General features: G+C 41.5%; 13 protein-coding genes and 1 riboswitch. Of the genes, 10 read left to right on the plus strand and 3 right to left on the minus strand.

The genetic code is table 11. The features are described from left to right. Positions 1–129: 129 nt before the first annotated feature. Positions 130–897: a substrate-binding periplasmic protein gene (locus ACSLUH_RS09750; protein WP_448566426.1), complete on the minus strand. Its 768-nt coding sequence runs from the start codon at positions 895–897 to the stop codon at positions 130–132. A gap of 292 nt (positions 898–1,189) precedes the next feature. On the opposite strand from ACSLUH_RS09750, the gene ACSLUH_RS09755 reads away from it, so the two are divergent. From ACSLUH_RS09755 to ACSLUH_RS09765, 3 genes are all read left to right on the plus strand, one after another. Then, a complete protein-coding gene (locus ACSLUH_RS09755; RefSeq protein ID WP_448566428.1) occupies positions 1,190–2,491 on the plus strand; it encodes a diguanylate cyclase domain-containing protein in 1,302 nt (433 codons plus the stop codon). Positions 2,492–2,651: 160 nt separating this feature from the next. After that, on the plus strand, positions 2,652–3,596 hold the full coding sequence (locus tag ACSLUH_RS09760; RefSeq protein ID WP_448566430.1) for a DUF1353 domain-containing protein: 945 nt from the start codon (positions 2,652–2,654) through the stop codon (positions 3,594–3,596). 226 nt (positions 3,597–3,822) lie between these two features. After that, on the plus strand, positions 3,823–4,761 hold the full coding sequence (locus ACSLUH_RS09765; protein ID WP_448566432.1) for a GAF domain-containing protein: 939 nt from the start codon (positions 3,823–3,825) through the stop codon (positions 4,759–4,761). 41 nt (positions 4,762–4,802) lie between these two features. Here the strand turns inward: ACSLUH_RS09765 and ACSLUH_RS09770 are convergent, their stop codons facing one another. Beyond that, complete coding sequence (locus tag ACSLUH_RS09770) at positions 4,803–5,309, minus strand: hypothetical protein (protein WP_448566434.1); 507 nt, start codon at positions 5,307–5,309, stop codon at positions 4,803–4,805. A 245-nt stretch (positions 5,310–5,554) separates the two neighbouring features. On the opposite strand from ACSLUH_RS09770, the gene ACSLUH_RS09775 reads away from it, so the two are divergent. The 3 genes from ACSLUH_RS09775 to ACSLUH_RS09785 all read left to right on the plus strand — a co-directional run bounded on the left by ACSLUH_RS09775 (position 5,555) and on the right by ACSLUH_RS09785 (position 9,086). Further along, positions 5,555–5,716, plus strand: coding sequence for a DUF2256 domain-containing protein (locus ACSLUH_RS09775; RefSeq protein ID WP_448566436.1), 162 nt, complete (start codon positions 5,555–5,557; stop codon positions 5,714–5,716). Continuing rightward, positions 5,697–7,271 (plus strand): cryptochrome/photolyase family protein, encoded by a 1,575-nt coding sequence (locus tag ACSLUH_RS09780; RefSeq protein WP_448566437.1) that lies wholly within the window; start codon positions 5,697–5,699, stop codon positions 7,269–7,271. Before ACSLUH_RS09775 ends, ACSLUH_RS09780 begins: the two co-directional genes overlap by 20 nt. Before the next feature lie 111 nt (positions 7,272–7,382). Further along, positions 7,383–9,086 (plus strand): M20/M25/M40 family metallo-hydrolase, encoded by a 1,704-nt coding sequence (locus ACSLUH_RS09785; protein ID WP_448566439.1) that lies wholly within the window; start codon positions 7,383–7,385, stop codon positions 9,084–9,086. Positions 9,087–9,139: 53 nt separating this feature from the next. On the opposite strand, the gene ACSLUH_RS09790 is transcribed toward ACSLUH_RS09785, so the two are convergent. Beyond that, a complete protein-coding gene (locus ACSLUH_RS09790; protein WP_448566441.1) occupies positions 9,140–11,230 on the minus strand; it encodes a zinc-dependent metalloprotease family protein in 2,091 nt (696 codons plus the stop codon). A 62-nt stretch (positions 11,231–11,292) separates the two neighbouring features. After that, positions 11,293–11,378, minus strand: a riboswitch (cyclic di-GMP riboswitch). Positions 11,379–11,692: 314 nt separating this feature from the next. On the opposite strand from ACSLUH_RS09790, the gene ACSLUH_RS09795 reads away from it, so the two are divergent. The 4 genes from ACSLUH_RS09795 to ACSLUH_RS09810 all read left to right on the plus strand — a co-directional run bounded on the left by ACSLUH_RS09795 (position 11,693) and on the right by ACSLUH_RS09810 (position 15,686). Next, a complete protein-coding gene (locus ACSLUH_RS09795; RefSeq protein WP_448566443.1) occupies positions 11,693–13,051 on the plus strand; it encodes a class II fumarate hydratase in 1,359 nt (452 codons plus the stop codon). Positions 13,052–13,162: 111 nt separating this feature from the next. Next, a complete protein-coding gene (locus ACSLUH_RS09800) occupies positions 13,163–14,749 on the plus strand; it encodes an AbgT family transporter (RefSeq protein ID WP_448566445.1) in 1,587 nt (528 codons plus the stop codon). A gap of 123 nt (positions 14,750–14,872) precedes the next feature. Beyond that, the gene (locus tag ACSLUH_RS09805) at positions 14,873–15,184 is read left to right on the plus strand and encodes a putative signal transducing protein (protein ID WP_448566447.1); all 312 of its coding nucleotides are present in this window, start codon (positions 14,873–14,875) and stop codon (positions 15,182–15,184) included. A gap of 196 nt (positions 15,185–15,380) precedes the next feature. After that, the gene (locus ACSLUH_RS09810; protein WP_448566449.1) at positions 15,381–15,686 is read left to right on the plus strand and encodes a hypothetical protein; all 306 of its coding nucleotides are present in this window, start codon (positions 15,381–15,383) and stop codon (positions 15,684–15,686) included. The last annotated feature ends 26 nt before the right edge of the window (positions 15,687–15,712 follow it).

Here is a 15,712-nt window from a genome sequence, read left to right on the forward strand (position 1 = left end):
TAAAAAGGGCAGCTATTTATAACATTTATTTTGAAAAAGAATACGTTTTATTGATGAAATATTTTGGTTATTTACATAACGTTTTTTTATTGATAAACAATTTTCTATCGCGTTCTAAGTACAACGCTGTTAACGAGAAAACTCACCCAAAATGAGATCTTCTTGCAGTTCATCGAGCCGACCTGTTAAGGCCAGTTTAGCTAAACCGCGATTAAAATGTTGCATTAATCTTTTACTGTCTTTTTTAGCTTTGGGGAATAATAAATGCCCCGTTTTGACGCTGAGTGGTGGATACATCACTTCAACACGGTTTATTTGCTCTTTGGCAAATATGTTTTGAAGGATGTGCCAGCCGACAATTTCTTGCGCAGGGGTGATATCGATTCGATCGAGCAGGAGCATTTTTAAGTTTTGTTTATCGGTACTGACAATTGAAACTCGTTCATTATTTTTTTCAGCATACTCCCATAATGCACTGGTGTAGGTATAGCTGCGTGTTAAGCCCATTCTCAGTCCATTAAAGTCTGTGAGGCTTTTCCAAATTAACGGCTTTTCTGATTTAAGTCGAAAAAACACCACTTTTTCGGTGGAAATTGCTTGGCTGAGATAAAAATCTTCAGTATGCATGTCGTCTTTATACCAATAAGAGGTAGCGTCAACGTTACCGTGTTTTGCCTCTTCATAGGCGCGCGACCAAGGCATAAAGAGAAATTCGACGTCAATATTTTCATGATAAAATGCTTCAATAATAATTTGACTAATATAGCCAAACTTAGGTGCCGTTTTTGAAACATAAGGTGGCCAGTTAGAGGTGGTTATGGTGATTTTTTCCTTGGCATTAATCGAAAGGGAGCTAAATAATAAAATTAGCGTTAGCAGTGAATAAACAATTCTCATCAATGTCAGCCCTTCAAGTTCCTTTAGATAAAGCGTAGTGCTTAACATTATTATTTGCGAATAATCACTTGTTCAATATCAACCCATTGATGGGATTGAAGTTAGCTTTGTTACTTCTCTGTTACTTCCCTAAACCATAGAACCTAAAGACGATAAACAAGTTACCTAGCCTTAGCTTGGCGCTGACTGTGTTTTATTTGTACAAAAATGCGATGACAAGCGTCATCCGGCGCTAGCATGAATGAGTAAATATCGGTAACATAAACTCAATGTTCATTGAGAGAGTATAACGTTGTACCAGTCGATAAAGGTTGACCACCTACCTTTGATTTTATCGCCTGATCAAATAGAGGCTTTTAACTTGTCTCCCGATATTATTTGGGTGTTTGATCTAGACCGCCATGGCTTTTGGTGGGGGAATCAAAATGCATTATCATTTTGGGGTTTAGATACCGTTCAAGAGTTAATTGATAAAGACTTGTCTGCAGATACAGAAGGCGCGAGAAAACGTACAGAGCAAACCTTTGTTAAAGCTGCAACTGAAGGTCAAACCCAAGACCCATGGACAACGTATCCTAACGGTAAACCCACTTTAATGATGATGCGACATAAAGCCGTATTGCTCGGCTCTGAAAAGCATCGCGGAATTATCGCTTTTATTAGCGAGCAAGTTGATACCAACCGCCACCCTGAAAACTTATTGTTTGCAGAAGCCATTCGTTATACGAAAGCGCTGGTAAGCTGTTATGACTTAGACGGTAAAAAATTATTTGAAAATCCCGCCTTTACAGATTGCTATGGGAACCCTAAAGGTGGCCAAGGTGTCAGCGATTTTAGTTGCCGGTTTGATGATATTTCTCAAGCACAACAAATTTTTGTACAAGCAAAACAACATCAAGGAGCCTGTGCTGAATACCTAATGAAGACTCGCTTGGGTATTAAGCGCCACAATGTCGATATTCGCTTTAGCCGACATCCGGTTACAGGAGCCTATGTTTTTTTAGTCACGGAGTATGATGTTTCAGAGCTTCATGACACCATCGCTGTTCTTGAGCAAACCAGAGAAGAACTTAAAACGCTTGCCCATTATGATCCTCTCACTCAGTTGCCAACAGCATGGCTAACAAAGGAAAGACTTAAGTCGGCGTTATTGGATGCCAAACGCGAACAGTGCTTAATCGCGGTAATGTTTATCGACTTAGATGGATTTAAACTGGTAAATGATCGATTGGGTCATGGTGCTGGAGATGAGTTGTTGGCTCAAGTAGCTAAGCGATTAGTGCAAACATTTAGAGAATCAGATACGGTTGGACGTATCGGTGGTGATGAGTTTTTAGTTTGTTTACCTAATCTCGTTCAGCAAAAAGATGCCTTAATGTTGGCTGATAAAACCATAACAACGTTGTCACAACCGTTTACCGTTCATGATGATGATAAACAGTCTCACGAGGTGGGTATTAGTGCCAGTATTGGTATTGCTTATTATCATCATAATGAGCTTGATGAAAATGGCGATACACCAGAGCAGTTGATCAGTGCCGCCGATAAGAAGATGTATCAAGCAAAACGCTTAGGTAAAAACCAATATTGTTAAGTCATGACCTTTAATACCTCACCACGGCAGTGGCCACTTAAATAAGGCTGAACCACGCAGAGCATTGATAACCCTATAATAATCAGTTAATAACGGTAGACTTTGGTTGAAAAGTGTTCAATAATTTCCGCTCACTTATTGCTGCTAAAAGGGAACTTTAATGATTTATTTCCTTGGTCAAATTACCTTTGTCCTAATACTCATCTACGTGGTACTGCTGTTTATCCGTAAAGCCGTTGAAAGCGAGGTGGATAAAGTAAAAACGATTATTGGTGTTGAAAATATGCCCGTTCTTCGACCCATTCCTATTGCAACCGTCAAACAGAAAGATCCTTTAAATAAATTGCTGGCATTTGTTTTTTGTATTCGCAAATGGCGTTTAGAAGAGGCTTTTGTTTATGAGTATCGCGGTAAGCGCTATGCTATTCACGCTGGCTTTGTTTTTGATGGGGCCTCGATCCCAAAAGTGTTGTGGGCGTTAATTTCTCCCGTTGGGCTGTTACTTATACCAGGGCTAATTCATGATTATGGTTATCGATACAATGGCATTTATGTCATTGATGATGATGGCAATGTAAATTGGGATACCTCGCTGTCCACACAGCAACAGTGGGATCAACTATTTCGCGACATTGGTGATGAAGTAAATCAAATGCCAGTGTTAAATGCGTTAGCTGAATTTGGTCTTTGGTTAGGAGGTTTTAAAGCGTGGGATACATGGCGCGATAATAAAGAGCTACAACAACCGTTTGTTTGGCGTTTAGGCCAAGCTGATGCTCCTACAGCTCAAAAAGAAACCACAAACGAACCGCAACCACCTGTTGTCAACAACGACAGTGACATTGATGCGGAACAACCACTTGAAAGCCATGACTCAGATCAAGACTTTGTTAGCGGCACGACCAAAACCACCCAAATAGATTACACTAATGCCAACCAACAAAAAGTGCATGGCACGCGCCACGTTGAAGGTACAGACAATAATCAAGTCGCTTATAAGTTAGAGTGTTTAGCATGCGGTGAAGTTTATGGCGCAAATGGCTCAGAAATTTATCGCAGGAAATGTCCAAAATGCCAAGGTGGCAAACCAGGGATAACGTATTAATTGTTCAAATTTTCATGAAGGTTGGGGCTGAGGATGATTTACTCAGCCCCCATAATTTTTGGTAAATTATCTTTTATTGAACAAATACAAAGACAAACAGACTTACTATTACATATTGCTTAACGAGGCGAAAATAGAAAATTGGCAATGTATAGCAAAGTGTTTGGAAATCATATACTCTGAGACTACGAGCCGTGAACTAATGATCTATTAAGTTGTATTGCCGATGAAAGCGCCCAGCATTCCTGTTAATGAAAACCTTCGAATTAACTCACTAAAATCATTAAATCTTTTAGATACGGCACCGGAAGAAAAATTTGATCGTTTAACCCGTACTGTAGCGAATATGTTCGATGTGCCTATTGCGTTATTTACTCTCATTGATACCGATCGACAATGGTTTAAGTCTCAAGTTGGCCTTGCGGTAAAAGAAACACCAAGAGATATTTCGTTTTGTGGTCATGCGATTTTGCAAGAAGACACCTTCATTGTTAACAATGCCCTTGAAGATGAGCGTTTTGATGATAACCCGTTGGTAACTTGTGCGCCGAATATTCGCTTTTATGCAGCACAATCTGTTAAAGCACCTGATGGCAGTGTCATCGGCACCCTGTGTTTAATTGATAATAAGCCAAGATCCTTTAGTGAAAAAGAATCGTTATTACTAAAGCAGGTTGCGACAATTTTAGAGCTTGAATTAGCAAATAAAAACAGTGAGATGCTTTGTAAAGAATCAAAGCTTTTAAATGAACAGGGCTTTAACCAAATCGCGACTATTGCTGTTGAAGCATGTCGTTATACGCAATTACCATTGTGTATTAGTTACTTTTTTGTCTCTGGTTTTTCAGGTTTAGGGGCGAGTGAATACGAAAAATACCGCTCAGTACTTGATATTGTTACCCATTCGCTAAATGCTTTTACTACCCATTCAGACGTTGTCGCTCGATATGATGATGGCTTTGCGGTGTTGTTTTCTAATAGGTCATATCAAGAGGCGTTATCAAAGACGGTTGAAATTACCAGTGCAATCGAAACCAAGTTACAGAAACTACATTATAAAGGGATGAGAGTCGTTTATGGTGTGGTTGAAGACGATGGCCAACAGGCACTCGAAGATTTAATGGTAAACGCCTTTATGGAGAACCATAAAGGCAGTCGTCTTTAATTATTCACGTGGATAATCAAGTCAATTTGTTTTAATTGAATCTACAGGTCATCTTCGTCATCGTCATTATCTTTGCTTTTGTTGGCTTTATGCTTGGCTTTTCGCGCTTCTTTATCAGCTAAATGCTTCGCCTTTCGCTCTTCTTTCTTAGCTTCATGTTGAGCTTTTCTCGCTTCTTTATCTGCTTGGTGTTTTGCCTTTCTTTCTTGTTTAGTTGCTTTACGCTCGGCTTTTCGTACTTCTTTTTCGGCTTTACGCTCCGCTTTTCTCGCTTCCTTATCAGCGAGCTTTTGCGCTTTTAACGCTTCACGCTCTTCTTTTGCTTTCAGCTTGCGTTCAGCTCGCTCTTGCTCTGACAGCGCTTTTTTATCTTGTTGCTGTTCTTGATAGCGTTGTTTCCTTTGTTCGATCAGCGCTTTTTTTTCTTCTTTTGAAAGCGTTTTTTCTTCATTGGCTAAGGTGCTACCTTCAAGGGCTGTTGCCATTAGTGATGAACTGATTAACGCGGTAGATGCCACTAAAACCATAAAGCACAGTGTTTTTTTCATTTTAATCATCCTGTTATTTTTAAACACGTTTAAACTATAAAAGATAAGTAACAATAAATCTTTATCTACAATAAATAAAAGCAGAAAAATTATCGTTGAGCATAGCTTTGTTGTTTTGGTTTAAAAATAACCAATGGATAATGGGGGAACTGCGCAATTATTGAAGTTATCGCACAACTAAACCGAACTCGCTGTATTTACGTACCATGGGTATTACCAAGGTTGATAGGTGTAAAGGTTGATAGGTGCATAAACGCAATTTATCCGAAAAAGTATGCATGACGTGTCAGCGGCCATTTAGTTGGCGCAAAAAATGGCACAAGGATTGGTCAAACGTGAAGTATTGTTCAAAGCGTTGTGCAGGACAGCGTAGCAAAATAAGGGGTAATGCTGTTGAAAGGCATTAAGCGACTACGTTTGATTCTAGGTGATCAATTAAACGTTAATCATTCATGGTTTGAATCTAAAGACTCAGACACCCTTTACCTGATTGCCGAACTACATCAAGAAGCAAGTTATACCCAGCATCATGCACAAAAAATTTGCGCTTTCTTTAAGGCAATGGAGCAATTTGCTCAAGCCTTGCAGCTGGCGGGCTTTAATGTTTTGCATCTAACCTTGGATGACACTGCGCAGTACTCAGATTTACCGGCACTGTTAGCAGATATTATCAAGCAACACCGCATCGAATCCTTTGAATACCAACTCCCTGATGAGTATCGCTTGAGAGCGCAACTTAGCGAATTTTCCCAAACATTAACTATCGATACCGTCGCGGTTGAAAGTGAACACTTTTACTTGGCTGACAGCGAGCTTAAGGATTATTTCAAGCAAGCTACCGGCCATCGTTTAGAGCATTTTTACCGTAAATTAAGAACCCGTTTTGATGTGCTGATGCTTAATGGTCAACCGGAAGGTGGGCGCTGGAACTATGATAAAGAAAACCGACAAAAATTGAAAAGTGCTGACTTAGCCAAAGTGCCTGAGCCTTTGCTGTTTGCTAATGATGTCAGCGACATTTGGCAACGTATTCAGCGCCACAAAATTGTTACCATAGGCAAGGCTGAGCCAACTTTGCTTTGGCCAGTAACTCGCGTGCAGGCGCATGATTTGCTGCAGTTCTTTTGTAAATACTGTTTAGCGCAATTTGGCAAGTTTCAGGATGCGATGACCGGGGCGTTACATTACTTAGGTAAAGACCAAGGGTGGAGCTTGTATCATTCTCGTTTATCATTTGCGTTAAACAGTAAAATACTTAGCCCGCAATATGTGGTTAATACTGCCATAGCCTATTACCGCCAATCTTCTGGAGACATCACTTTAGCGCAAATTGAAGGCTTTGTTCGCCAGATACTCGGCTGGCGAGAGTTTACCCGTGGTATTTACTGGGCCAATATGCCTAATTACGCCACGTTGAATCACTTGAATGCCACTCGACAGCTACCTGATTGGTTTTGGAGTGGTGACACTAAAATGCGATGCTTACAACATGCCATCAGCCAGTCGCTTGAATTTGCCTATGCGCATCATATTCAACGCTTGATGGTTACTGGCAACTTTTGTTTGATTGCCGGTATACATCCAGATGAAGTCGATCAATGGTATCTCGGTATATATATTGACGCGATTGAATGGGTGGAAATGCCGAACACTCGAGGGATGAGCCAATTTGCTGATGGTGGTATTGTCGGTTCAAAGGCTTATGCTGCTAGCGGCAACTATATACAAAAGATGAGTGATTACTGTGGCGATTGTCACTATCAAGTCAAAGCCAGTCACGGTAAAAATGCTTGCCCCTTGAACGCGTTGTATTGGCATTTTATGGTCAGCCATCAAGCTGAATTCTCTAGCAATCCACGTAACAGCATGGTTTATGCGAACTGGAATAAAAAAGCAGAAAATGAGCAACAACGTATTATCGAAACAGCTAGCTATTGGTTGAACCATCTTTCATCACTATAAGGTGATTCATCGACGAACATCGGCAAGCTATCTTGTTGCATTTGATCGACAGCTTTAATGTCTGTAAAGTGCCATGCTTCAATTATCATATTAATAATAAAAGAAGTGCGTATGCTTAAAAAACTTACCTTACTTTCCGTTAATCTTTCGTTTTACCTTGTTACCTTAAGTTTGTCTTCGCTGGTATTTGCCAAAGCAGATCTCGAGATGGCAAATAAGATCAGACAAGAAGGTTTTCATAACTCACACGCAATGTCGACATTGCAATATTTAACTGACGAAATAGGTCCTCGCTTATCAGGTTCGCCAGCATTGCGAGAAGCCAATGATTGGACTATGCAGCAGCTCAGTGATTGGGGATTAAAAAATACTCACCTTGATGACTATCATTTTGGTCGCGGTTGGAGTCATCAATCCGCTACTATCGACTTGGTGTCACCACGAAAAGTTACCTTGCACGGTATTCCAGTTGCTTGGACTCCAGGAACTGAAGGCACGGTTACTGGTGAGGTTGTTGCGTTTAACTATGGCGCGACAGAACAGTTAGAACAATACACAGGTAAGCTAAAAGGTAAAATTTTGTTACTCGATGATAGCAAAGAGATGAAAGAGCCGAAAAAGCCTTTTAGTCGTTTTACGAGCAAAGAACTTACTGAAAAAGCGAAGTATTTGGTTTCAAACCCTGCGAGTCACGCCGAGCGTTACACACCAGCAGAAAAGGAAGAACGCATTCAACAAATTAAGTACAAGCGAGCGTTAAGTAAATTTATTGAAAAAGAAGGTGTACAGGCGGTTATTTATCGAAGCTGGCGTCAAGGCGGCTTAATTGGCGTGTTTGGTGGTAACCACCGTGAAGGCTATACCTTTTCAACACCAGCAATGATCATAGAAGCCGAGCATTATGAAAAGCTTATCCGCTTAATTGAATTAGATAAGAAACCCGTTGTTTCACTCAATATTGATGCCCAATTTCATGATGAGGACCATAAAGGTTATAACACCATTGCTGAAATTCCTGGTTCTGATGCAAACGGCGAAATTGTCATGGCAGGTGCTCACCTAGATTCATGGCATGCCAGTGATGGAGCCGTAGATAACGGTGTTGGTGTCGCTGTGGTGATGGAAGCTGCACGTATTTTATCGAGTTTGGATATTAAACCTAAACGCACTATTCGATTTGCTTTATGGACAGGTGAAGAGCAGGGGCATATTGGCTCGCTAGCCTATGTAGATAAACATTTTGCTTCACGGCCAACGCCAAAAACAGCTTTTGATAAAAGCGTTAAACCCTACTTTCGTCAGGATAAAGGCTGGCCTATTAGCTTAAAACCTGCTCATGAAAAATTGTCGGTTTACTTTAATATGGATAATGGTGGCGGCCGTTTCCGTGGGATTTATACCGAAGGAAATGTAGCCGTTAAAAGTACGTTAAGTGATTGGTTCTCGCCATATAAGGATATTTCCGAAGGGATCATTTCAACGCGTTCAACCGGTGGTACTGATCACGAGAGCTTTGACGATGTAGGCTTACCGGGCTTTCAGTTTATACAAGATCCACTCGATTACTTCCCGCGTTTGTGGCACTCACATATCGACTCATTTGATCATGTGGTTGAAGACGATGTGATTCAAGCATCGGTGATCATGGCCGGAATGCTTTATGAAGCAGCAAATGCCAAAGAGCGTATGGCGCGCAAACCAGTGCCCATGAAACCGTCAGACCATATTCGCGAGCAGCAATTAAAAGCAGCTGAAAAGGCTCGTAAGAAGCGACAAACCGAAGCATTAAAAGCACTAGAAGTTGATAAAATATAGTTTCTAGGTAAATAAAAACGCGGCATTATGCCGCGTTTTTTACATTTACTGTATTAGTTACCACATTTTTTGCCGCGACAAGGTTTATCACCACCGCCGCCGCCACCGTCACCTCCACCCGTAACGGTAACTTCTTGCCACGCTGTCCAAGCGGAAGCGCCTAGGGTATTCAGCGCTCTCACACGATAACGCTTGGTACCTTCACCACTGGCGTCATTATAATTAATAACGTCAGCATTGAGGGTGGCCACTATTTGTGCGGCATGCCAACGGCCATTTTTATGCAGTGATTCTCGCTCGACTTCAAAACTTTGTTCATTATCACTGTTATCTTGCCATGAAAGCTGTGCTGTACCATCTTGGCCATCCGCTACTTGCAACAATGAAGGTGCTAATGGGGGCTCGGGTTGTGGTGGTGCAACTTGCGTTGTCGCACAAGCTTGCGCTGAAGAAACGGTAACATTGCCACTTAAATCACGGGCTTTTACAGTGAAACAATATTCAGATTCAGCGGCTAAGCCCGTAGCACTATAGCTAAGTTGATTTTGCCAAGCAGAGGTTGAGCAGCCAACACCGCCTTGTACACAAGTAAATTGGTAGCTCACCATGCCGCCACTGTCATCTATCGCCGTGCTGGCTTGCATAGAAATTTCACTGTCACTGACAGCAGACGGTAATACCTCAAAGCTCATTGGGTTAGGATCAGGAGGCGTCGTGTCTGGCGTACCAACGCTGACTTGACCATTTAAATAGTAATGACCTTGACTACCATAATCGTTAGCATAAGGCCCCGCCATACCAAATACCTCAAGCAGATGAATGCCTTGACTGAGGTTAATTGCAAGCGTCGCGTTTGAGTCACTATCATCGCCACTACTGGCGATTAAGCTACCCGAAGCATCGTAAAGGCGAATACCTATATCTAAATTAGCCCCTCGACGCGTTGTGCGAGTAAACGCATCCCAAGCAGGGGTTGCGGTAACTTCAAATAGCCCGTCACCGGCGTTAAATTGAAACCAGTCACTGTCGCCAACTTGCACTGTGCCTTTATTTTCTGGCATGACATTGCCAGGGTCGACTTCGCGATTCGTTGCACCAAAGAAACCGTTGGCATCGGTAACCAATACGCTTGGTGAAGCGCTGCTCCCTTCGTTATCGCTGCTGGCCCCTAGGTGATTAGTAATAATAGCGATATCGTCTTGCTTTTGATTGGCATCAGGGTAATCACCTTTACTCCACTGGGTGATGTTTTTACTGTAGCCGACACCCATAATAGGGGCCCAGCTGCTTAGCTCGCTGTTAGCTCCTAAACCTTGGAAGTAACTGGTTGTTGAGGTGCCATCATGACTGAGGCTTAAATTGTGACCCAGCTCATGAGAGCCCGCTTCAGCCATGTAAGTCGAGGTACCACTACCTAAACGGTTGTAGTAGACAAATGCTGGTTGGTAGTAAGTGTAATTACTTCTTCCCCAAACGCCAACATAAGCGACACCGCCTGCGCCTTGTGAAGGAAGTGCTTTATTGTTTGCATCACTATCTTTAGTAAACAATAGCCAACCAGTATCAGGGCCAAAGCTAGCGGGAGCTTCTGTGGTGACATCAATATCAAATGCCGCAAAATCGTCGGCAATGCGAGTCCAAATTTCATGGATACGAGTTCTTTCAGTGGCGCTAAAGGTGGTAGGATCGCCATCTAAATCATAGGCAACAGTGTCGTAACTACTGCCTCCACCCCAAGCACGGCCACTAACGATACCGCCATCAAAATCTAAAAATACTTTATTTGTTGAGTTAGGTTTACTGTGCAGTTTAAATACATCAACTGCAGGTAAGGTTGCAGAGCTTTGCTCGAAGGTTTGGCTTTCTGCAGTGACTAAACCTTCTTCAACGTAGAAAATTTCACCGTCACTATCTGCTTCTAATAATAGGGTATCGATGGCTGGAATACCTAAAGAAGATAGTTTGGAAATAACTTTGTCTTGTACGTGAGGAGGAAGTTTAGATAAGCTTTGTTTTAGTCGTCCTTCAGGCAGTTTTCCATTTGCTTGATAGGCAAGACTTGGGGTTGTAAAACTCAAGGTTGCTATGGCTAAGCTAATGCAGCCTGAGAGCAGACCAATTCTGCTTTTTATTACCGTATTCATATAATGCTCCAAATCATTACTGCTTGGTCATTGGAAAGGTAGTCAGCTGATAAACTAACTGAACTAGCAATCCCGCTATCATAGGGCTATGCCCCTTAGACCGGTGACTTTGCGCCCCACACTTTCACGTGGTTTGCCCATAAATCAGCATTAAGCTGATTAGTTTCAGCCTAGCAAAACCTCATATAAGTTGCCAATAATAAAGGCGTAGATAACGAGCATTTATCGCTAGTTCGCGATTTTACTTATCATTTTTTCACAAGTTTTCTTTTTTGAAACAACTCATTAGTTAGCGGTTCATTTTTTATAGATTCTTTTGTAGGCTAGATAATCACCGATATAAGTTTACGCAATAAAAATAAGCATCAACACGAATAATGTTTAAGTAAAACCATTACTTATGGTCATTTTATCGTGATGCGCTATGGTTGTAGTTAATCGTTTTCAATTGAGGGAATCGCAATGGAATTTCGTACAGAACAAGACAGCTTAGGTGACATCAATGTACCCCAAGACGCGCTATACAGTGCACAAACTCAACGAGCCATTGATAACTTTACATTTAGTTCATTACGATTACCTCCTAGATTTATTCAATGCTTAGCCCGAATAAAGTCAGCAGCAGCGAAAGCCAACGTTGAGCTTGGCTTACTTGACCATGAGGTTGGTGATGCTATTGCAGAGGCTGCAAAGCTTATCACCAATGGGGAATACCTAGATCAGTTTCCTGTTGATGTTTTTCAAACTGGCTCTGGCACCAGTACGCATATGAACATGAATGAAGTGCTTGCTAGCCTTGCATCACGTTTCTTAGCTAAAGAAGTTGATGCTCATAATGAAGTAAATATCGGCCAAAGCAGCAATGATGTTTTTCCTACCGCTATCCACGTCAGTTCAGCTTTAGCCATGAATGAAATGCTGTTTCCAGCAATAAAACAATTGCAAGGGGCGCTCGAAAGTAAAAAGCAAAGTGTTGGTCAGGTGATAAAAAATGGGCGAACCCATTTAATGGACGCTATGCCGATATCATTTGCTCAAGAGCTTTCTGGTTGGCACTCACAATTAGCGTTGTCAGCTGAACGTTTAGTTGATTGTCAAAAACGTCTGTGCTTTGTCGCGCAAGGAGGAACCGCGGTGGGGACAGGTATTAATGCCGATAAAGAGTTTGCCTCATTGTTCTGCACAATTTTATCAGAAGATACAGGTATTAACTTTGCACCGGCAACTAACTATTTTAGTGCAATTAGCACTCAAGATACGGCAGTTGAATTGTCGAGCCAACTTAAATGTTTAGCGGTTAGTTTAATGAAGATCGCTAATGATTTACGTTGGATGAACAGCGGGCCTTTATCTGGCATTGCTGAAATCAATTTAAAAGCAATTCAACCTGGTAGCAGCATTATGCCTGGCAAAGTCAATCCTGTAATACCGGAGGCAGTGACAATGGCTTGTGCCCAAGTTATTGGTCTCGATACAGCAACAACGGTCGCAGGGCAGTCTGGAAACTTTCAACTTAATGTCATGTTACCCATTATTGCCTATAACTTGCTCCATAGTATCGAGCTATTAAGTAACAGTTGTATGTCGCTAGCAAAAACGGTTGAAGATTTTAGCGTCAATCATGATAAAGTTGACGCAAATCTTGCTCGTAACCCTATTTTAATTACCGCATTAAATCCTATCATTGGTTATTCAAAAGCCGCAAAAATTGCTCAGCGCGCTTACGAAGAGCAACGCCCAATTATCGATGTTGCCAAAGAAATGACTGAACTTAGTCAACAACAACTAGAGAAAATGCTAGATCCTAATCAGTTGATTTAACCGAACTAACGTTGAAGAATTGTGCGTTTGATTTGCTGCAAACTGGTGAATAGTGCAGTGACGTGTTATCTTTCCGGGCCACTATAAAAATAATTAAGAGGACTTTTCTCTATGGCGTCTGTGAACCAGCCTGTGAAGGTTCAAAATAATGGTTTATTTAACCGATTTTTGGCTACCGTTGAATTTCTCGGTAATTTGTTACCTCACCCGATAACGTTATTTGCGATTTTTTGTGTCGCCATTATTGTCGGCAGCGGGATTGCTGAATGGCTAGATTTTAGTGCCATCGATCCAAGACCAGAAGGTGCCAAAGGGCGTGATCCTGATGGTGTCATCGAAGTCGTTAGTTTAATGTCAGTAGAAGGGCTTCATCGTATTGTTACTGGCCTTGTTACTAATTTTACCGGCTTTGCACCATTAGGAACCGTTTTAGTCGCTATCCTTGGGGTAAGTGTCGCTGAGCATTCAGGTTTATTATCGGCAACACTACGCAATATGGTGATTGGCGCCTCACAACGCCTCGTCACTTTTACCATTGTCTTTGCCGCTATTTTATCTAATACCGCATCAGAGCTTGGCTATGTGGTGTTGATCCCGTTATCAGCAATGATATTTCATAGCTTAGGTCGACACCCACTGGCGGGTTTAGCTGCTGCTTTTGCTGGGGTATCCGGTGGTTACAGTGCTAATTTATTGTTGGGCACTATAGACCCGCTACTAGCTGGTATTACGACGCCCGCTGCACAAATGATTGATCCTAGTTATCAAGTTGGCCCTGAAGCGAACTGGTATTTTATGATGATATCAACATTTTTGATTGCGATCTTAGGTACAATAATCACTGAAAAGGTGGTTGAACCGCGTTTAGGTAAATATGACCCTAGTGAAGCAAGTGAAGATTTATCTGACAATAAAGTTGAAGAAGTTACCCCATTAGAAAAGAAAGGCCTGCGCTGGGCTGGAGTAACCTTTTTAGCGATGTGCGCCTTGCTCGCGTGGAGCATTATCCCAGAAGATGGTGTTTTACGTAATCCTGAAACAGGCTTAGTGGCGGGTTCACCATTTTTAAAAGGTATTGTTGCCTTTATCTTTGTTACCTTTGCTATCCCGGGTTTTGTCTATGGGCGTGTAGTTGGTACGATGAAAAACGATCGAGACGTGATCAACGCGATGGCCAAAAGTATCAGTTCTATGGGACTTTACATTGTATTAGTTTTCTTCGCGGCGCAATTTGTTGCATTTTTTAAGTGGACTAACTTAGGGACTATTTTCGCGATTAAAGGCGCGGCATTGTTGCAAGCATTGAACCTGACAGGGCCTGAGATCTTTGTTGGCTTTATCTTTTTATGTGCGTTAATTAATTTAACGCTTGGCTCATCGTCTGCACAATGGGCGGCCACTGCTCCTATTTTTGTACCTATGCTAATGCTAGTAGGTTATGCGCCAGAAACTATTCAAGCGGCATATCGTATTGGTGATTCTGTCACTAACCTCATCACTCCAATGATGAGTTATTTTGGTTTGATCTTGGCGGTCGCGTCTAAGTACAAGAAAGACATGGGCATCGGGACCTTAGTGGCAACCATGCTACCGTACAGTATGGCGTTTTTTGTTGGCTGGGTGATCTTATTTTATGTCTGGGTATTCGGCTTTGGTATGCCAGTTGGGCCAGAGTCGCCGATTTATTATCAGCCTTAATTGATTAATATACTAAATCTAAAGGAAAAAGGTGAGCGTAAAGCTCACCTTTTTTGTTTTGTTGAGTATACTTTATGGTAATTAAGATAATAGCTACTGTTGCAGTACAACGAGGTATTAGGGATGAAAATGGTCTACACCCACAGTAATCGACTTATTGTTGGCAACATAAAGAACTTAGTTGAATCTCAGCGAATCGACGTTTTTGTCAAAAATGAATACGCACAGGGGGCAATTGGGGAGATAAGTACCCTCGATTGCTGGCCAGAACTGTGGGTCATTAATGATCATGATTATTCAAAGGCAATGGCGGTTGTTGCCAATGCCAATCAAGCTAAACATGCTGACCAGTGGATTTGCAATGCGTGTTTAGAGCTAAATGAGCCAACTTTTGAGCTGTGTTGGAATTGCCAACATGAAGATGAGGTTAACTAGCAATACATCAGGAGGCATTAGGTAAGAGTTGATACTTTATCGCAATAGCTTGCTTTCCAATTTCTAAACAACTTTTTGAGATATTCTATTCAACAGCGTTATTTATAGTCTTTTATTGAGTTATATAACCAAGATTGTTGATAAATTGTTATTTTTGCAGTTGCTGTTATATTTTTGTTGTTATATTATCACAGTTATGAAAGGTTTTATTCCACCAACAGTTCAATCGAAATTTGGATTAACCAGCCTAGTGCTTTTGGTTAGTTTAATTTTTGCTGGCTTTTTTCATAACCATGCACTGGCTTATGATGAGGCTGCAATGGTTGCTGAGCAGTTAGATTGTAAGCTGTGCCAAGTTCAGGTTGAGCTTCCAAAGCAAAAAGTTGCTTTGGTGGGAATAAATATAGGCTGCTTTTATTTAGATGCAGAGCAGCAAACTAAAGAGCCTGTCATCAAACCACAACGCAATGCTTTTCAGCAGCGCGCTCCCCCTTATTGTTAATTTTATCGATATTTTCTTTATTTATG

The organism is Thalassotalea ganghwensis (genome assembly GCF_053485795.1).

Excerpts from the sequence above, each read along its gene's own strand:
- ACSLUH_RS09780 (WP_448566437.1), top strand. The coding sequence starts at position 5,697 with ATGCTGTTGAAAGGCATTAAGCGACTACGTTTGATTCTAGGTGATCAA.
- ACSLUH_RS09810 (WP_448566449.1), top strand. The coding sequence starts at position 15,381 with ATGAAAGGTTTTATTCCACCAACAGTTCAATCGAAATTTGGATTAACC.
- ACSLUH_RS09770 (WP_448566434.1), bottom strand. The coding sequence starts at position 5,309 with ATGAAAAAAACACTGTGCTTTATGGTTTTAGTGGCATCTACCGCGTTA.
- ACSLUH_RS09790 (WP_448566441.1), bottom strand. The coding sequence starts at position 11,230 with ATGAATACGGTAATAAAAAGCAGAATTGGTCTGCTCTCAGGCTGCATT.
- ACSLUH_RS09795 (WP_448566443.1), top strand. The coding sequence starts at position 11,693 with ATGGAATTTCGTACAGAACAAGACAGCTTAGGTGACATCAATGTACCC.
- ACSLUH_RS09785 (WP_448566439.1), top strand. The coding sequence starts at position 7,383 with ATGCTTAAAAAACTTACCTTACTTTCCGTTAATCTTTCGTTTTACCTT.
- ACSLUH_RS09800 (WP_448566445.1), top strand. The coding sequence starts at position 13,163 with ATGGCGTCTGTGAACCAGCCTGTGAAGGTTCAAAATAATGGTTTATTT.
- ACSLUH_RS09760 (WP_448566430.1), top strand. The coding sequence starts at position 2,652 with ATGATTTATTTCCTTGGTCAAATTACCTTTGTCCTAATACTCATCTAC.
- ACSLUH_RS09750 (WP_448566426.1), bottom strand. The coding sequence starts at position 897 with ATGAGAATTGTTTATTCACTGCTAACGCTAATTTTATTATTTAGCTCC.
- ACSLUH_RS09805 (WP_448566447.1), top strand. The coding sequence starts at position 14,873 with ATGAAAATGGTCTACACCCACAGTAATCGACTTATTGTTGGCAACATA.
- ACSLUH_RS09765 (WP_448566432.1), top strand. The coding sequence starts at position 3,823 with ATGAAAGCGCCCAGCATTCCTGTTAATGAAAACCTTCGAATTAACTCA.